Below are 17,935 nucleotides of genomic sequence, written 5' to 3'. Positions count from 1 at the left end.
TAAGACGAATTTACACTTAATTATTTATAAAATCTATCGTTTTATTTACAACAATTTCAAGTTGTGGAGAAAGCCTTTTTTCTGCCCAAGGGTGTTTGGTATTGAAAACATGATCGGCGTTTTTTACAGTTTCAAATTTTGCTTTGGGCTGCCATTTTTTTAAGGCCATTCCTTCCTCAATATGCACCGAAGTATCGTTATCTCCGTGGATTATTAATAATGGCTTGTTGAGATTTTTGATAGCACGTTCAATGTTTAGTCTTTCCTCATTGTTTTTAAAATCTTCAAAAAATTGCCAGTCGTGTGGCATTTGTTGTTTCGTTCGCCCGTTTTCTACAAACATGCGACCGTCTTTTTTCCATTTTTCAAATTTTGGTGTGCCTATTTTAAATCGGCTTTTATAATCACTAACCCCAGCCCAAGTGATTGCCTTATTAACGCGATTGTCTTCTTCAGCTTTAATCAAGACGATACCGCCGCCTCTACTATGACCAATGAGGTTAACGTTTAGTTCCACTTCTGTTTCGTAAGTGCTAGAAATATGTGTAATTATGCGTTCTAAATCATCTAATTCTGTTGTATAATTATTTTGAGCAAAGGCTTCCAGGTCTGGGAAGTCTATGGGCTGCTCCATCGTACCTCCATTTTTTGAGAAATTGAACTTTACAAATAAGAATCCCGCATTTGCAAAACTTTCTGCGACCAAGTGCCACGCACCCCAATCTTTGAAACCTTTGTATCCGTGACAGAAAATAATTATGGGTTTTAAACCTTTTTTGGATGGTTTATAAATGTCATACAAAATGGGCTTTTTCCCTTTGTTTTCTAGGATGAGATTTTGATGGACTATCATACTTCTTTTTCGGTAAATGGGATTTGTAAATCACATATTTCAGAAATTAGTGCGACCAATTGCTCTTTAAATTGAACCAAAGTTTCTTGGGTGATTATCTGGTCTTTAGGACCTCTAGCTTTTTCCTTTGTTGCAAATTTTAAAAATCCTGCGCCTAAGTTTTTAAAAGAAATAATCCCGCCCTCTGCCTTTGTAATTTTTTCTTTATTGTTAAACATATAAGCATACGCTAACACTTGGAAGGCTTTGCTGTAGCTATAATCATTTGTTAAATCGGCCCAATCCATGATTTCAATATCTCCCTGGTTTACTTTTCCAGTTTTGTAATCGATGATTCTGAGTACTCCGTTGTAGCTGTCCACACGGTCTACTTTTCCTCCAATATTTACCGGAAAATCCAAAGTTGGAATTGCTAACTGAGCATACATTTTTTGTTCGAGCTGGATGATTTTTATTTCGTTTCCTGCATCAATATCTCTTATTTCGAAATCTATAAAATTTGAGACATATTTCTTTGCAACTTCAAAAATGAGTAGATTTTTCCCTTTCGTAAAATCTCCACCTTCAAAGGTTTTTTCAAACTGTTTTGTAACTTCAGCTTGTATCTCTTTTTTTAATGATTTTATTATTTCCGAAGTTAATATTTTTCCTATTAACGGTTTGTAGAGGGTTTCTAATGTGTCGTGAACAATAGTGCCTAGCGTATTTGCAGCAACTGTTTCTTCAACTTCGTCAACCTCTCTAATTTTAAGAATACTCTGAAAATAAAAATCGATTGGGTTTCTAATATAGTTTGTAAGCGCCGATGGAGAAAACCCTTTAGCCGCAATTTCCTTTAGTCTATTGATAATATCAGGAGTTTTTTTGATTTTCTTTAAGGCTGTTTTTCCAATGTTTAATTTTGGCGCAACGCTAAAATGACGTATGTTGTGATTGGGAAGGTTATCGATTTCCAACTGGGTTATAAATCTGCTTTTTTCCCCAGCGTTCATTCCTTCGCTCTGGGTATTGTAGAGCAGCGTTACGTTCTTTGCTCTGTGCAACAGGTGTGTAAAATGATAGGTATAAATGGCATCCTTCTCGGTATATTTTGGTAAGCCATAATGCGATTTTAAGTCATAAGTTATAAAAGAGGCGTTGGATTTGCCAGAAGGTAAAATACCTTCGTTAACCGAAGTTACTATTACATTCTCAAAATCAAGCACCCGACTTTCTAGCACACCCATAATTTGGAGACCGTTATAGGCATCGCCTTGATAATCTAGCGTGGTTGTGGTAATTAGTTCATTATAAAAATGTTGAATGGTTTTGACGGTTTTTAAATAGGGGTATTCGTTATTTAGCGTTTCAATTTTACTAAAAATGGTATAAAGCTCAAACAGTGCCAAGGAGTCTAATTTTGAATGACTAAAGTCCTTAGTAATTTCAATCAATGCTAAACAATTTTTAATAGCCTGTTGCGTGGATTCCCAAGGTTTGAAAATGTATCCAATAATTGTATGCGATTCCGAGGGAATACCCTTTAAAATGTTGTCTACGGAAATGTGCGTGGCGTTTGATTTTTTAATTTCGGAAATGAACTTTGTTGAACCGGGAATTATTTTATTTAAAAAGGGGTGACTTAAAAGGGATACGACATCTTTAAAGTAGTACACCGAAGTTTGGTTTGTTTTAATCTGAAGCAACAATTCGAAAAAGACAGCAAAGGGTAAGTTTTTTACTGGAACTCCCATTGTAATATTTACTTCTTGAATGTTGGGCGGGAGTGAATGTAAAAGTGGAATCAATAATTGCTCATCAGCTAATATGATGGCGGTTTTTTGTAGCCTTTCAGAAGAAAAAGTTGAGATTAGATTTCCCACATATTTTGCTTGACCAATATTTTTTTGAACTGAAACTATGTCAATGTTCTTGTTTTGTGAATAGTAATCACTAATGATAGAAAATGATTTGTCCTTATAGTAGGCCCAATTCTTTTTATAGTTTCTTAAAAATAAAGAGGCACTGTGTCCGTAGTCATTGAAAAAGTGAGCGTCGGTGTCCCAAATGATTTCATTGTTACTGTTGGTAATTAGGGTTTGAATAATCTGTTGCTCAGCTACGTTTAGGGCATTAAAACCCAAAAAAACATGTTTTTTCTGAGGATTTTCAATTAAGTATTTCTGGCAGTTTTCAGCTGCTTTTCGATAGACGAGTCCTTGATAGCCTGTGCTTTCTTTTATGAGTTGAATGTTTAATTTGGTGTAAAATTCATTTAGGCTAGACCAAAAGGCAAGATATTTTTGAATAAGTGGAGTCTTTTGTTCTTTTAAGTACCAGTGATTGATATCTTGTATGTCGCTCAAGTAATTGAAAAAAGGAGCTTGATCAATCAAATATCTATCTATCTCGTTGAAATCACCTAACAGCGTTGATGCCCAAGCGCTATATACATCGAAAGATTCTTTTTCTGGAATGCTTTCTAATGTTAGATATACCTCATAACTTTTAAATAGAAGGGTAGTAGTATCAATAATTGTAACACCCGACAATTGTTCAATAAAAATCTCGATACTTATTACTCTCGGGGCGAAACTCGTTGATTGAGAAAACTCTTTGATATAATTCATAAGAAAACCACCAGCCCTTTTACTAGGCATAATGATGGTTAGATTTTCGAGCGAACCATGTTTTGATTCTAAATATTTTAAGGACTCTTCGAGAAAGCTTTGCATACCCTAAAAATAAGAAACGCCCCCTAAAAAAAGGAGGCGTTTCTAAAAAACATTAAGAGGTGTTTGTTATTTCTTTAAAGAAATGTTTACACGTCTGTTTTGTTGTCTACCAGCTGCAGTTTTATTAGTTGCAATTGGTCTTGTTTCACCGTAACCTACAGAAGTCAATCTGTCTCCACTCATTCCTAGTGTAGTCAAGTAGGTTCTTACAGATGCAGCTCTTTCATTAGAAAGAGTCATATTATAAGCATCACTACCTTGACTATCAGTATGACCTTCAATTTCAAAGTTAGCGCTTGGATATTCTTCCATAATATCTTTAATGTTTTGAAGTACAGCATAAGATTCTTGACGAATAGTAGCTTTGTTCAAATCAAAAAGAATAGTTTTAGAATAGTCATTCAATTGCTTGATAATCTCAACAGTAACTTCTGGCTCAATAACTTCAGGACATCCTTTGTTAGCAACAGTACCAACTACAGTAGGACAATCATCATCTTTATCAAGAACACCGTCACCGTCAGTATCAGGCCATGGACAACCTTTATTAGCTCTTGGACCAGCTTCGTTAGGACAAGCGTCATCAGCATCAGTTATTCCATCACCGTCAGCATCAGGACAACCGTTCATTGAAGCAAGACCTGCAACAGTTGGACAAGCATCTTGTGGATCTGCGATTCCATCACCGTCAGTGTCAGGACAACCATTGTATTCAGCTAAACCTGGAGTATTAGGACAAGCATCCTGTCTATCTTCAATTCCATCACCGTCAGTATCAGGACAGCCATTAAACTCAGCTAAACCTGGAGTTTCTGGACATTCATCATCAACATCATATATTCCATCACCGTCAGTATCTTTACCACCAAATTTAAACAATACTCCAATTGAATGTTGGAAATGTTTTATACCATAATCATCTTCAAAAGCATGCTTGTAAGCTGTTTGAAAGTTCAGGGCAAGATTTTCACCAACCCAAAGCTTAACACCTGCGATACCATTTGCAGTTCCAAATCCTATATCATCAACCCAAGTGTAACCACCACCAACACCTATAGAAGGATCAAACCATCCACCAGGGCCATTGATTAAATCTCTAAGGCTATATTTAATTTCACCATCTAAACCATAATATGTCAAATCATCTAATGGCAAATCACCAGCCTTGTCTAATCTATTAATTGTACCAACAGCTGTAAATGAGAAACCACTACCGATGTATCTACCAACAGCTAATTTTGACACAGCAGGAAGGATGTTCCAGTGATCATTTGCATTGAAAAATTCTTCAAAAAGGTCGCCTTGTCGGTCATTGCTTGCGTTTTGTCCGTCAGCTAGACCAACAGGAAATAAATCTACCGCGTTAGTACCTACCTCGATAGCCCAAGGATTGTTCTCGTCTTGAGCATTTGCTACGCCAACTACTAGTAAAACTAGGGCAGCAACTAAAATACTGTTAAGATGTTTCATATTCGATTGTTTAATTTTTAAGTGTTAATTGAAGCAAAAGTAAGTTGTTAAAGTTTATTAACAAAAGCAAATCTATTAAATTTTTCATAAATACAAAGTCTTTCGCACATTATTGTTCGTTACTGAAATTATATTACTTCTAATTTTTTGCCTACCTTTTTAAACGCAGCGATAGCCTTGTCTAGATGTTCTGTTGTATGAGCTGCAGATAACTGAACACGTATTCTAGCTTTTTCTTTAGGGACAACAGGGTAAAAGAAACCAATAACATAAATACCTTCTTCGAGTAACATATTTGCCATATTCTGAGAAAGTTTGGCATCATAAAGCATGACAGGAACTATTGCAGAATCGCCTTCAACAATATCAAACCCAGCTTCAATCATTCCTTTTTTAAAGTACTTAGTGTTCTCTTCAAGTTTGTCCCTCAAAGTAGTGTCTGTTGCAAGCATATCAAAGACTTTTATTGATGCTCCAACAATAGCAGGTGCTAAAGAATTTGAAAACAAATAAGGCCTCGATCGCTGTCTAAGTAATTCAATAATTTCTTTTTTGCCAGTGGTGTAACCGCCCATAGCACCACCCATAGCTTTTCCAAGTGTTCCGGTAATAATATCTATGCGTCCCATTACACCTTTTTCTTCCAATGTTCCTCTTCCCGTTTCACCTATAAATCCAGTGGCATGGCATTCGTCAATCATTACTAATGCATCATATTTGTCAGCTAAATCGCAAATTTTATCAAGAGAAGCCACAATACCATCCATAGAAAAAACACCGTCTGTAACGATGATCTTAAAACGTGCGCCATTTTCATTAGCAGCAATGAGTTGCTCCTCGAGCTCTTCCATATTATTGTTCTCATAACGATAACGAGCTGCTTTGCATAAACGAACACCATCAATAATAGAAGCGTGGTTCAATGAATCACTAATAATAGCGTCTTCTTTTCCCAAAAGAGGCTCAAATACACCACCATTCGCATCAAATGCTGCAGCGTATAAAATGGTATCTTCCGTTTTATAATAAGAAGCAATCTTCGCCTCGAGCTCCTTGTGAATATCCTGAGTCCCACAAATAAACCGTACAGAAGACATCCCAAAACCATGCGTGTCCATTGCATCTTTTGCCGCTTGAATTACATCAGCGTGAGAGGAAAGCCCTAGGTAATTGTTTGCACAAAAATTGATTACGGTTTCTCCTGTACTAATTGTAATTTCTGCACCTTGCGGAGAAGTAATTATTCGTTCTTTTTTAAAAAGACCATTGTCTTTAATATCTTGAATTTCTTTTTGTAAATGCTCTTTAATCTTTCCGTACATAATCTAAATTTTTTGAGTCGTTTTGTATTTTAAATTGAATCCCAAATTTATACCTTATTTACTATAATGGCATCATTTGTATAGACCAATATTTTTTCTGAAATCTTAAAACCCATATCCATCAATGCTGCTGCATATCCATTAATCTGGTCTTCATGAGCATAGTCTGGAACACCAGTTTTATAGTCGGTAATTGTAATTTCGTTAGCTGAAGTGTAGAAATTCAATCTATCGGGACGCAAAAGAAAACCCTCTTTAGTAATAATATCTCGCTCGTTTTCAACAATTGCGTCTGGGTTAAAAAGGTGTTTTAGATGGGGATGATTTATTACTGAATCAATCGTTTTCTTTAAAACTTCTAAAACCTCGGGAGCGACAGTTTTTCTTTTCTCCATCGTTGCAAAAACCTTTATTTCATCTCCTTTGTGTTTAATCAGTTCCATAGTGTCATGAAATAAATTTCCTTGTAAAATAGCTTCATTTAAGGCATCATTCCATAGGGTAGCTTGCGATGTAATGATATGCAGGTTATTGTCTGCCGGAATGCTCGAGATAAAATCTGGCGTTGTTGCAATCACATCTGTTTCAGCTTTCGATTTTATTGTTTTTTTCTGAAATGTGCCAAATTCATACATTGATTTATTTTCATCAAACATTCCTTTTGAAATCAAAAACTCTTTAAAAAGATGGTTGAATGTTTTTACGCCATCATTCATATTTGAAGCCTCTTCCGAAAAAATGTACAATTGCTCGACAGCTCTTGTAAGTGTAACGTAAAGAATATTAAAGTTGTCTAACTCCAACGTAGCTCTTCTTTCATTATAAATAGCCTTGCCATCTTCACTATAATTTTCCACATCTCCATTAAAATTGATGAATGCTTCATCAAATTCGGTTTCCAAATCTTCCGGCATGGGTAACCAGGTTTTTGCCTCTCGTTCATAATACAAATTCACATCTGCATACGGAAAAATAACAACAGGAAATTCAAGTCCTTTGGCTTTATGCACCGTCATAAACTGAACGCCATTGGTGTCTTCTCCAATAGCAATTGCCGCTTTGTCTTTTTTGTTTTCCCAAACCTCAAGAAATCCTGCGGTGTCAGCCAGCGGTTGTTGCGCGTATTCAAAAACTACGTCCATAAAACCGTAAAGATAGGCGTCTGCTTTTTCGGTAAGTTTGATTGTTTTTACAATATATTCGGCAGCTTCGTATAAGGAAACTTCTTGCAAATACCCCAAATTGAAAGCAATACCGTGGGTGTTTAAAATTTCAGAAAAGGAAAAAGTTGTTTTTGTATAGGAACTGAAAAAAGCATGTTTGTCTTCTTGAATAGCAAGATGCTCGTGTAAAAAATCCAGCACCATCAATCCTGCTTCAATATTCTGCGGATTTTGGCTCAGCGTTAGCATATTTACAATGCATTGCACCAAGTGAGAATGTTGTAACAATAAAGTCTCAGAAGAAATTACATCAATGCCAGATTCCATTAAAAATGAGCTCAGTGAAATTCCGTCTTTTTTAGATCGGGTAAGCACACAGATGTCCTTTAAGTCATATCCGTTTTCTTGCAACTTATGTATTGTTTCTACAGTTTTCTCTCCGTAGTCAACATCCTTCTCTTCTTTGTTTCCTTTTGGTACAAAACTTAATTGTACGTAACCATTTTCATTTTTATTAGTTTCTTGGTTGTTTCCCGTAACATACAAATCTGTATGCGATTCATTGCTGAAATATTGCGAAGCGAATGTAAAAAAGTCATTGTTGAAAATAATGATTTCCTTCCCGCTGCGCCAATTGCGGGGCAAGTTTTCAACCTGCGGAATTGCTCCCGAAAATGAAGTGGAACCCTGAATCATAGTCAAAAACTGTTCTGGATTTCCGCCACGCCAGCGATAAATGGATTGTTTTACATCGCCAACCAATAACAAAGAACCGTCATTTTTGTCAACGGCTTGTGACAGACTATTATCCACTAACGGAATCATATTCTCCCACTGCATTACGCTCGTATCTTGAAATTCGTCAATAAAAAAATGGCGGTATTTTTCCCCTAAACGCTCATAGATAAAAGGCGCAGGTTGGTTTTTAATTTCTTCTCTAATGAGCCGATTGAATTGCGAAATAGGAACTAAACTTTGCTCTTCTTTAATCGCATGTACCTCATTGTTCACGAGATTGATTACTGAAAGTGGCGTTAGATTTTTTACTATGTTTTGAAGTAAGCTCAATCTAAAAACAAGGTCTTTAGTTTCTAAAAACACATCGTTCAATTGTGGTGCAATAGCGTCTAGCGTTGCGGCAATTTCGGGGAAATTTTTAGCTTTGGAAGCCGCGTACAGTGGTTTGTCAATAATAGTGTCTTGCCATTTTGTTCCAAAATTGACGCTAAAATCGCCATTGGCCAATTTATCAAAATGCTTATAAAAATAGCCGCCGCTAAAATGGGATTGGTCTATACCGTGACCGTGCAATGTTTCGAGCAGCGCTTTTGCTTTTTCTTTGATGGCAGTTTCGGTGTTTGATTGTGCCTTTTTTAGGGTTGTTTTAAAATTTCCGAAGTCCTTTAAATTCTTTCCTTCAAGTTTAGCGATGTGCGGCTCGTCATTTTCATTGTTGAGTAATTTTGAAGCTTTAAAAATATCTTTTGAAATGTCCCACGATTTATCATCGTCTGCTTTTTCAAGCGTGTAATCAATGAGCACTTTAGTGATGGCCTCGTCAATGCCGGTTTTGCTAATGAGTCTATCGACAGCTTCGGTGAGAAGTGCATCTGTGTCCAAAACGACTTCAAAATTAGAAGGCAATTTCAAATCGCGCGCAAAGGTGCGGATGATGCGATGGTTAAAACTGTCGATGGTCTCCACCGTGAATGCGGCATAATTATGCAATATATGTTTGAGCGATTTTTTTGCGCGCTCGTGTAATATTTTAATGTCAAGCTCGGTTTCTTTGGAGATTGCCAAAAGCATTTCGGGCGTTTTTGTGAGGGAAGTTTCGTTGGCAAACGCATCAAGGTTTTCAATGATGCGCTGTTTCATTTCAGCGACTGCCTTGTTTGTAAAGGTAAGTGCCAATAATTGTTGGTAGTAATTGGGCTTGTTACTTTTCAGCAAAAGAGAGAGATATTCCTTTACGAGCGTAAAAGTTTTTCCGCTACCGGCAGCGGCATCGTAAATTAAAAAAGGGGCATTTTTTTGCAATGTAAAATGGGTTTGTATAAAATTAATGAAAACTATTAAGACGAGCGTGGTATTGCGGGAATCTATACTACTATAAAAATCTTATAAATTCTATAACACTTTAACAGTTTGGTATTGCGTAACTTTGGGTCATAAAATAAATACTAACAGTTAAAAATAAATATATTATGGCTTTTGAATTACCACAATTACCGTATGCAAAAGATGCACTGGAACCACATATTGATGCTAAAACGATGGAAATCCATCATGGAAAGCACCATCAAGGATATACCGATAAATTGAACAAAGCAATTGAAGGTACTGAAAATGAAGGAAAGACAATTGAGAATATTTTAAAAAATCTTGATATGGATGACAAAGCTGTTCGCAATAATGGTGGAGGTTTTTATAACCACTCACTTTTTTGGGAAGTAATGTCTCCAGACGGTGGCGGTACTCCAAGTGGAGAACTTGCAGATGCTATCAATAAGTCTTTTGGAAGTTTTGATGCTTTTAAAGAAAAGTTCTCTGAAACTGCGAAAGGGCAATTTGGTTCTGGATGGGCATTTTTATGCAAGAAAAAAGACGGGTCTTTAGATATCTGTGGATGTCCAAATCAAGACAATCCATTAATGCCAGGTGTAGGTTGTGGCGGAACTCCCATTTTAGGATTGGACGTTTGGGAACATGCATATTACTTGAATTATCAAAACAGAAGACCAGATTACGTAAGCGCATTTTTTAATGTGATTAACTGGAAAGAAGTAGCGTCACGTTTCGCGAAAGCGTAATATTTTCTTCGGAAATAGTAATTAATAAAACCCTCTTGAAAACTTGATTTTTGAGAGGGTTTTTTTACGGGAGGCTATCATTGCTTCCCTATTCTTTATGTCTATTATTGGGATAAGATAAAAACAGGTAAGAAGAGATACGGAGGCAAGTGGCTTTTTGTATTTTTATGATACGTTCTTACATATAATCCAATCTTCACTCAGCGCTTGTATTTAAAAGAACGTATGTACTGTTATGAAATAGTATTTTTTACACTATTTGGCAAAAAAGTGGTCAAATTATGGGTTTAAAATTACTAAAAATGTTTATTAAAAAAGAGAATGAACAGGTGTTGCCGCTCCTGCCAGTTTTCCGTCAAGCATTAAGTTGCTCACCACCATTACGATTATTGTTTAAAAAAAAGCCTGAAAGACTTTTAAAGGAGTAAAACGCTCCACTTTTTTCCGCACCCCAAAGAAAATTTATTTAGAATACAGATAGACGGAAAGAATGAGTGGGAGCTAAACGCCTCACAACTTTCCGCTACGCTTCAATTTGCTCAGCACCCCAAAGAAAATTTGTTTAGAATGCACAAAGATGGAAAGAATGAGTGGGAGCTAAACGCCTCACAACTTTTCGCTGCGCTTCAAGTTGCTCAGCACCCCGTTCGATTTACGGCATAAAAAAAGATGGAAAGATCCATCTTTTTTTGCCCCAAATCTACCATGAACTTAACCTACTTATGCTATGGTATAGTCCAAAGATATGTTATTTATTACGTTGTTAAATAAGACTTTTCCTACTTTTGGACGAATGGTCTTTATATTCGTTGAAACACGAGAAATAGGCTAATTGTTTGTATAATTTAGTAAGCCCTATCTGGATTTCCTTCGTAGAAATGCACGTATGCTCTATTTACAACTCTATTTCCTCCGGCTGTTGGGTAGTCTCCTGTGAAGTACCAATCGCCTAAGTTTTCGGGGCAGGCTTTGTGTAAATCATCAACAGATTGAAATATGAGTTTTACGTCTGTGGTTAATGATTCGTCTTTTATGATTTCAGCAATTTTGTCTGAAATTTCTTCATCTGTAAAAGGAGCGTATAGTTCTTTTACGTGGTTGATTACCTCTGTATCTTTTAACTCTAATTGTTTTTTACATTTATGGTAAATCTCCTCTACAATACCGTCTGTTCCCCTGTCTTTGTGAAGTTCAATAGCCGCATTAAATGCAACCAAAGCTTCTAACCGAGCCATATCAATACCATAACAATCTGGATAACGTATTTGCGGTGCTGATGAAACAACAACTATTTGTTTAGGGTTCAATCTATCAAGCATTCTTAGAATACTTTTTTTCAACGTTGTTCCTCTTACGATACTATCGTCAATAATAACTAAATTGTCTGTTGGTTTTACAACTCCATATGTAACGTCATAAACGTGTGCTACCAAGTCATCTCGACTACTATCATCAGTAATGAATGTTCTTAGTTTAACATCTTTGATGGCAATTTTTTCAGTTCTAATTTTATGTGCTTGGATTTCCGCCAATCTTTCTTCAGTAAGGTTTCCGGCTTCTTTTAAAATTGCTTCGTTCTTCTGTTTGTTTAGTTCGTTTTGAGCTGCATCAAGCATTCCGTAGAAAGAAGTTTCTGCTGTATTTGGGATGAATGAAAAAACGGTATTTTCAGTGTCATAATTAATCGCCTCAAGTACTTTTGGCATTATCAATCTTCCTAGTTCTTTTCGTTCTTGATATATTTCGGCATCACTTCCGCGAGAGAAATAAATACGCTCAAAAGAACATGACTTTCTTTCTAATGGCTTTAATATTTCAGACTTACTTACACTTCCGTCTTTTTTAATGATTAAAGCGTTCCCAGGATCAATTTCTTTAACATCTTTAAAATTAACGTTAAAAACAGTTTGAATTACGGGTCGCTCACTGGCAACCACAACAACTTCGTCATCTTGGTAATAATATGCGGGTCTAATGCCTGCGGGGTCTCGCAATACAAATGAATCTCCATGTCCTAATAAACCTGCCATGGCATAACCACCATCCCAAATTTTTGCACTCTTCTTTAAAATTTTTACAAGATCTAAATGCGCTGCGATATACGGTGAAGCCTCTTGCTTACTTAGTCCTTTTTTCTTTGCTTGTTTGTATAGTTTTGCCACACCCTGGTCTAAAAAGTGCCCTATTTTTTCCATTACAGTAATAGTATCTGCCTTTTCTTTTGGATGCATTCCTAACCTAATGAGATTATCAAAAAGCTCTGTAGTGTTGGTCATGTTGAAATTTCCAGCGATAATTAAATTGCGGTGCATCCAGTTATTTTGGCGTAGAAACGGGTGTACACTCTCCACACTATTACCGCCAAATGTTCCATAACGCACATGCCCTAGCATCAACTCACCTATATAAGGTATGTGTCTTTTTTGAGCTGCTACATCATCTTTTAAAGCGGGTGCTGCTTCAAACTCTAAATTAATACGCTCATTAATTTGTGCAAAAATATCTTGTATGGGTTGCGACTGGTTTGAGCGCACTCTACTAATATAGCGTTCTCCTGGGGCAACATCAAGTTTAATGCTTGCAAAACCAGCACCGTCCTGTCCACGGTTGTGCTGTTTTTCCATCATCAAATACATTTTGTTTATTCCGTAAAATGCCGTACCATATTTCTCTTTGTAAAACTCAAGAGGTTTTAATAATCGTACTAATGCAATACCGCATTCGTGTTTTAAAGCGTCGCTCATTTTAAATGCCCGAGAAGTCGGGTAACTTATTTAAGTTTAAAAGCTTTTTGCCCTAACCCTAAAGGGAAAAGCCTTTTTTTTATTTTAGTGTTCTTTCCTTTTAGGGGAGTGAAAAGAATACTGTTGTGTAAATAAAAAACGCCCTGAATTTTCAGGACGTAGTTACTTATGTATTTAATTCAAATTGTGTTAAACGTTGAAATTGTTGCAAGCGTTTTTCAACTTCGTTTTCGCTAAGATTTTGCATGCGTTCTGTGCCGAATTTTTCAACACAGAAACTTGCCAAACAAGACCCATAAATTATCGCCCGCTTCATGTTTTCAAAGCTGTAGTCTCCAGTTTTTGCTAAATATCCTGTAAATCCTCCGGCAAATGTGTCTCCAGCGCCTGTTGGATCAAATACTTCGGCAAGTGGAAGGGCTGGCGCGAAGAACATTTCTTCTTTATGAAAAATCAATGCGCCGTGCTCTCCTTTTTTAATGACCACATATTGTGGTCCCATTTCCATTATTTTCTTAGATGCAGTAACTAATGAGTATTCACCAGAAAGTTGTCTTGCTTCTTCATCATTTATAGTAATCACATCTACTTTGGCGATTACTTTCTTCAAGTCGTCAAGTGCGATATCCATCCAAAAATTCATGGTGTCTAGCACTACCATTTTTGGATTGTTCATTTGGTTGATAACTCCCATTTGTACCATTGGGTGCAGATTTCCTAGCATAACTACCTCGGCATCTTTGTAGGAGTCTGGAACTACAGGATTAAACTTTTCTAGCACATTTAGCTCTGTTGCAAGCGTATCTCTAGTGTTCATATCGTTATGATATTTTCCACTCCAGAAAAAGGTTTTCCCATCAGGAACAATTTCTAGTCCTTCAACATTCATCCCTTTTGAAACGAGCATATCAATATATTTCTGCGGAAAATCGCCTCCAACAACAGATACAATTGCTCCGTCAGTTCCAAATTGCGAAGCAGATAATCCTATATAGGTAGCGGCACCACCAAGGATTTTATCGGTTTTGCCAAAGGGTGTTTCAATAGCATCAAATGCAACGGTTCCTACAATTACTAATTTGCTCATAAAGGGGTTAAATTTAAAAGTGCAAATTTAACCAAATTTATAATACTTAGAATAAAATTGAATATCTAAAACGAATGTGCAATTTTCTTCGGAAATTGTTTACTTAGCTCTCTATTCGCTAGAATTAAAACTTTCTGAAAGAACACTTTTTTACTCACATTCGTTATTGTAAAATTCAACAAGTTCAATAAGCTCTCTTCTGTTGAAATCATCATTTTCTATTTTTTCTATAAGTTTAGGGCAATCCTTAAAATATTTTCTAATGTTGTTTTCATAGCTACCATAAGCAACATTATTTCCCTTAACATATTGAGCGAATTTTTCACCCGCTTTAAGAACACGCCACTCATCAATAGTTGAATTAAATCCAGGACCGGCAGATCTAGTTTCTGATCTATGGTACAAAGTGGCTTTAGGCCCAGTCGTTATTTCTGTCATGAGTGCGCCATTATTTTTCTTGTAATAAATAAAACGTTCTACATAATTATCTTTTTCCTTTTTGCCCTTATGCTCAACTTTGTCAAAATCACTAAGATTTATTTTCATTCTTTCTCCATCCACTGTTTTAAAAGAGAAAATGCCTTTTTTATTTTGGCTATAGCTTTTAACTTGATATGTTTTTCCACTATTTGTGTAAACAGTGGTAGTTTTTTTCTGAGCAATTCCAGAAGTTACGATGAACATAAAACAAACTAGCAGTAAGGATATTTTATTTTTATGCATTTTAATAAGGATTTTTATAGATTTAGCAAAATATTACTTTCTTCCGAAATCAGCTGGGATTTCACCCCATGCCTTTGTTTCCCACTTGACTATTTTTGTAGTGTAAGTGTTTTCTTTGAGCCAATTTTCAGCACGTTTGACCAAATCTAAAAGGTCTTTGTTTTTAGGTCCCCAAGCTAATTTGGTGTTGCATTTTTTCTTTTTTACCCACCCCATTGCAATGCGAGAATCTGTGTAAAGTATGCGATCACTGTTTTGTTTTTTTAAGAATGCGAGTCCGTGTACCAATGCTAAAAATTCGCCCACATTGTTTGTTCCTTTTATAAATGGGCCCTGGTGAAACAATTGTTTTATTGTTTGTGTATCTACACCGCGATATTCCATAATACCAGGATTACCACTTGACGCGGCATCTACTGCAATGGAATACAAATTGGGTTCGCCATATTTTGCTTTTTCTGCAGCCGAGAGTGTTCTCTTTTTCTTTGAAGTTCCTTTGCCCTTATAGTCATTAAAATTTTTATCAAAAGCAATTTTGGCTTCTTTTAAACTTTCAAAACTCATAAACTGCGCTCCGCTCACGCCTTTAATTGCTGCTTGACATTTTTTCCAGCTATCATAAATGCCGGCAGGATTGCCAAACCAAACCACGTAGTATTTTTGTTTCTTCTTAGTCATGTTTAAAACGTCTTCCTCCCATTGTCCCCTCCCTTGCCCTCCTCAAGGAAGAGGGGACTTCTTGTTTAGAAAATATGTAACCTAAATTTTAAGGCTCTTCTCCCTCAGAGGGGCTGGGGGAGGCTAGTAAATTTTCTATCACTTTGGGCAACCACTCATATTCTAATGTATGCACTTTCTTGGCAACATCATCCGCAGCATCGGTTTTTAAAACGTTGGTTATATGTTGTGAAATGATAGCGCCTTCATCATAATTTTCATTTACATAATGAATGGTAATGCCTGTTTCGGTTTCGCCTGAGGCTACAACCGCCTCGTGAACATAGTTGCCGTACATTCCCTTCCCGCCAAATTTTGGTAAAAGTGCTGGGTGAATGTTTATCACCTTATTTGGAAATTCTTTTAGTATAGTTTCGGGAAATTTCAGCAAAAAACCTGCGAGAACTATTAAATCTGGTTCAATAGTTTTTAATGTTTTCAGTACTTTTTGAGGGTTTAAAATTTCGGCTTTGCTAACAAATGAAGCCCTTACATTAAGGGCTTCAGCGCGTTTTAACACTTTGGCATCCTTCTTGTTTGAGAGCACTTGAACAACCTGGGCGATGTTAGATTGCTCGAAGTATTTTATTACGTTTTCAGCATTGGTACCACTACCTGAAGCAAAAATTACAATCTTCTTTTTTTCTACGTTTCTTGGGGCATTCAAATCGAGGTGTCATTAATATTATGTAACAAAAGTAAGGCAATCGGGTTTCACTTCGCCCAAAAATGTTTAAATTGGTTTCACATTTTAACTATTAAAGCGTTTATTCAATTAAAATATTTTATTTTTGCCGTTAATTAAAATTTAAAACAAAGAAAATTATGTCAGACATTGCATCAAGAGTAAAAGCCATCATCGTAGATAAATTAGGCGTAGATGAGAACGAAGTTGTAAACGAAGCTAGCTTTACTAACGACTTAGGCGCAGACTCACTAGATACGGTTGAGCTTATCATGGAATTTGAAAAAGAATTTGATATTCAAATCCCAGATGATCAAGCTGAAAATATAGCAACAGTAGGTCAAGCAGTTTCATATATCGAGGAGAACAAATAAGACTTCTTTTTTATGGAATTAAAGCGAGTTGTAGTAACAGGATTAGGTGCTCTAACGCCCATTGGGAATAACATTGCAGAATACTGGGATGGTCTTAAAAATGGAAAGAGCGGTTGCGCCCCTATCACGTATTTTGATGCTGAAAAGTTCAAAACGAGATTCGCTTGTGAGATCAAAAACTTTGATCCATTACAACATTTTGACCGTAAAGAGGCTAGAAAATTAGACCGCTTTGCTCAATACGCCCTCGTCTCAAGTGACGAAGCAATTCTAGACGCAGGTATCGATCTTGATACTGTGGATAAATTTCGTGTGGGTGTTATTTGGGGAGCTGGTATTGGTGGCCTTGAAACGTTTCAAGATGAGGTAATAAACTTTAGTGAAGGGGATGGAACACCACGTTTCAACCCCTTCTTTATTCCCAAAATGATTGCAGATATCGCCCCTGGTAATATTTCAATCAAACACGGGTTTATGGGGCCTAACTACACAACTGTTTCTGCTTGTGCTTCTTCGGCAAATGCAATGATTGATGCTCTAAACTATATACGTTTAGGTACTTGCGATATTATTGTAACTGGAGGAAGTGAAGCTGCCGTTACCAAAGCTGGTATGGGCGGTTTCAACGCGATGCACGCATTATCAACACGTAACGAATCTCCTGAATCTGCCTCAAGACCTTTTGATGCAACTCGTGACGGATTTGTGCTCGGTGAAGGTGCCGGCGCGTTGATTCTCGAAGAATATGAGCACGCAAAAGCACGTGGCGCAAAAATCTATGCCGAGGTAATTGGTGGTGGTATGTCAAGTGACGCTTACCACATGACCGCTCCACATCCTGATGGAATAGGTGTAGAACGTGTAATGCTCAATTGCTTGAATGATGCTGGTATTGATGCCAGTGAAGTAGATGCTATAAACACACACGGTACATCAACACCACTTGGTGACGTTGCCGAACTAAAGGCAATTAGTAAAATATTTGGCAAGCACGCTAACGAAATTAACATCAACTCCACAAAATCGATGACAGGTCACTTGCTTGGTGCTGCAGGAGCTATTGAAGCCATTGCTTCAATTCTCTCAATGCAAAACAGCTTAGTGCCTCCTACGATTAATCATACCACTGTGGACGAAAACATTGATCCTTCATTAAATCTCACATTGAACAAAGCGCAAGCTCGCGAAGTCAATGTGGCAATGAGTAATACTTTTGGTTTTGGAGGACACAATGCTTGTGTGTTGTTCAAAAAAATAGATGCTTAACTTA

General features: G+C 36.7%; 13 protein-coding genes. 3 read left to right on the top strand and 10 right to left on the bottom strand.

Features of this window, described 5'->3' with window-relative positions; genetic code table 11:
- Window positions 1-16 precede the first annotated feature (16 nt).
- The 5 genes from ACSHW7_RS02785 to ACSHW7_RS02765 form a co-directional block, all read right to left on the bottom strand.
- Complete coding sequence (locus ACSHW7_RS02785; protein WP_435677791.1) at window positions 17-853, bottom strand: alpha/beta hydrolase family protein; 837 nt, start codon at window positions 851-853, stop codon at window positions 17-19.
- Window positions 850-3,567, bottom strand: a complete 2,718-nt coding sequence (locus ACSHW7_RS02780; protein ID WP_435677790.1) for a PD-(D/E)XK nuclease family protein — start codon at window positions 3,565-3,567, stop codon at window positions 850-852. The genes ACSHW7_RS02785 and ACSHW7_RS02780 overlap by 4 nt, the downstream gene beginning before the upstream one ends.
- A 66-nt stretch (window positions 3,568-3,633) precedes the next feature.
- Window positions 3,634-5,037, bottom strand: a complete 1,404-nt coding sequence (locus ACSHW7_RS02775) for an OmpA family protein (protein ID WP_435677789.1) — start codon at window positions 5,035-5,037, stop codon at window positions 3,634-3,636.
- 128 nt (window positions 5,038-5,165) lie between these two features.
- On the bottom strand, window positions 5,166-6,359 hold the full coding sequence (gene kbl, locus ACSHW7_RS02770; protein ID WP_435677788.1) for a glycine C-acetyltransferase: 1,194 nt from the start codon (window positions 6,357-6,359) through the stop codon (window positions 5,166-5,168).
- A 47-nt stretch (window positions 6,360-6,406) separates the two neighbouring features.
- Window positions 6,407-9,580: a UvrD-helicase domain-containing protein gene (locus ACSHW7_RS02765; protein ID WP_435678255.1), complete on the bottom strand. Its 3,174-nt coding sequence runs from the start codon at window positions 9,578-9,580 to the stop codon at window positions 6,407-6,409.
- Window positions 9,581-9,729: 149 nt separating this feature from the next.
- Between ACSHW7_RS02765 and ACSHW7_RS02760 the strand changes: the two genes are divergently transcribed.
- Window positions 9,730-10,335, top strand: coding sequence for a superoxide dismutase (locus tag ACSHW7_RS02760; RefSeq protein WP_435677787.1), 606 nt, complete (start codon window positions 9,730-9,732; stop codon window positions 10,333-10,335).
- Between the two features lie 845 nt (window positions 10,336-11,180).
- Here the strand turns inward: ACSHW7_RS02760 and ACSHW7_RS02755 are convergent.
- From ACSHW7_RS02755 to ACSHW7_RS02735, 5 genes are all read right to left on the bottom strand, one after another.
- A complete protein-coding gene (locus ACSHW7_RS02755) occupies window positions 11,181-13,079 on the bottom strand; it encodes an amidophosphoribosyltransferase (RefSeq protein ID WP_435677786.1) in 1,899 nt (632 codons plus the stop codon).
- 166 nt (window positions 13,080-13,245) lie between these two features.
- Complete coding sequence (locus ACSHW7_RS02750) at window positions 13,246-14,166, bottom strand: PfkB family carbohydrate kinase (RefSeq protein WP_435677785.1); 921 nt, start codon at window positions 14,164-14,166, stop codon at window positions 13,246-13,248.
- A 150-nt stretch (window positions 14,167-14,316) separates the two neighbouring features.
- Window positions 14,317-14,889 carry a hypothetical protein gene (locus tag ACSHW7_RS02745; RefSeq protein WP_435677784.1) on the bottom strand — a complete coding sequence of 191 codons (573 nt, stop codon included), beginning with the start codon at window positions 14,887-14,889 and terminating at the stop codon, window positions 14,317-14,319.
- A 33-nt stretch (window positions 14,890-14,922) separates the two neighbouring features.
- Complete coding sequence (locus ACSHW7_RS02740) at window positions 14,923-15,567, bottom strand: ribonuclease H1 domain-containing protein (protein ID WP_435677783.1); 645 nt, start codon at window positions 15,565-15,567, stop codon at window positions 14,923-14,925.
- 88 nt (window positions 15,568-15,655) lie between these two features.
- Entirely contained in the window at window positions 15,656-16,273 is a 618-nt protein-coding gene (locus tag ACSHW7_RS02735; RefSeq protein ID WP_435677782.1) for a phosphoribosylglycinamide formyltransferase, read from the bottom strand.
- Between the two features lie 158 nt (window positions 16,274-16,431).
- Here ACSHW7_RS02735 and ACSHW7_RS02730 point away from each other — a divergent pair, with 158 nt between their 5' ends.
- The gene (locus tag ACSHW7_RS02730; RefSeq protein WP_151672630.1) at window positions 16,432-16,665 is read left to right on the top strand and encodes an acyl carrier protein; all 234 of its coding nucleotides are present in this window, start codon (window positions 16,432-16,434) and stop codon (window positions 16,663-16,665) included.
- A gap of 12 nt (window positions 16,666-16,677) precedes the next feature.
- Window positions 16,678-17,931: a beta-ketoacyl-ACP synthase II gene (fabF, locus tag ACSHW7_RS02725; protein WP_435677781.1), complete on the top strand. Its 1,254-nt coding sequence runs from the start codon at window positions 16,678-16,680 to the stop codon at window positions 17,929-17,931.
- Window positions 17,932-17,935: the final 4 nt, after the last annotated feature.

It is taken from the genome of Patiriisocius sp. (assembly GCF_051252435.1).
GTDB lineage: Bacteria > Bacteroidota > Bacteroidia > Flavobacteriales > Flavobacteriaceae > Patiriisocius.
Note: the sequence above shows the minus strand (reverse complement) of the source record. Positions and strands in the feature narration are given on the sequence as shown.

Excerpts from the sequence above, each read along its gene's own strand:
- ACSHW7_RS02785 (WP_435677791.1), bottom strand. The coding sequence starts at position 853 with ATGATAGTCCATCAAAATCTCATCCTAGAAAACAAAGGGAAAAAGCCC.
- ACSHW7_RS02780 (WP_435677790.1), bottom strand. The coding sequence starts at position 3,567 with ATGCAAAGCTTTCTCGAAGAGTCCTTAAAATATTTAGAATCAAAACAT.
- ACSHW7_RS02775 (WP_435677789.1), bottom strand. The coding sequence starts at position 5,037 with ATGAAACATCTTAACAGTATTTTAGTTGCTGCCCTAGTTTTACTAGTA.
- kbl (WP_435677788.1), bottom strand. The coding sequence starts at position 6,359 with ATGTACGGAAAGATTAAAGAGCATTTACAAAAAGAAATTCAAGATATT.
- ACSHW7_RS02760 (WP_435677787.1), top strand. The coding sequence starts at position 9,730 with ATGGCTTTTGAATTACCACAATTACCGTATGCAAAAGATGCACTGGAA.
- ACSHW7_RS02755 (WP_435677786.1), bottom strand. The coding sequence starts at position 13,079 with ATGAGCGACGCTTTAAAACACGAATGCGGTATTGCATTAGTACGATTA.
- ACSHW7_RS02750 (WP_435677785.1), bottom strand. The coding sequence starts at position 14,166 with ATGAGCAAATTAGTAATTGTAGGAACCGTTGCATTTGATGCTATTGAA.
- ACSHW7_RS02745 (WP_435677784.1), bottom strand. The coding sequence starts at position 14,889 with ATGCATAAAAATAAAATATCCTTACTGCTAGTTTGTTTTATGTTCATC.
- ACSHW7_RS02740 (WP_435677783.1), bottom strand. The coding sequence starts at position 15,567 with ATGACTAAGAAGAAACAAAAATACTACGTGGTTTGGTTTGGCAATCCT.
- ACSHW7_RS02730 (WP_151672630.1), top strand. The coding sequence starts at position 16,432 with ATGTCAGACATTGCATCAAGAGTAAAAGCCATCATCGTAGATAAATTA.
- fabF (WP_435677781.1), top strand. The coding sequence starts at position 16,678 with ATGGAATTAAAGCGAGTTGTAGTAACAGGATTAGGTGCTCTAACGCCC.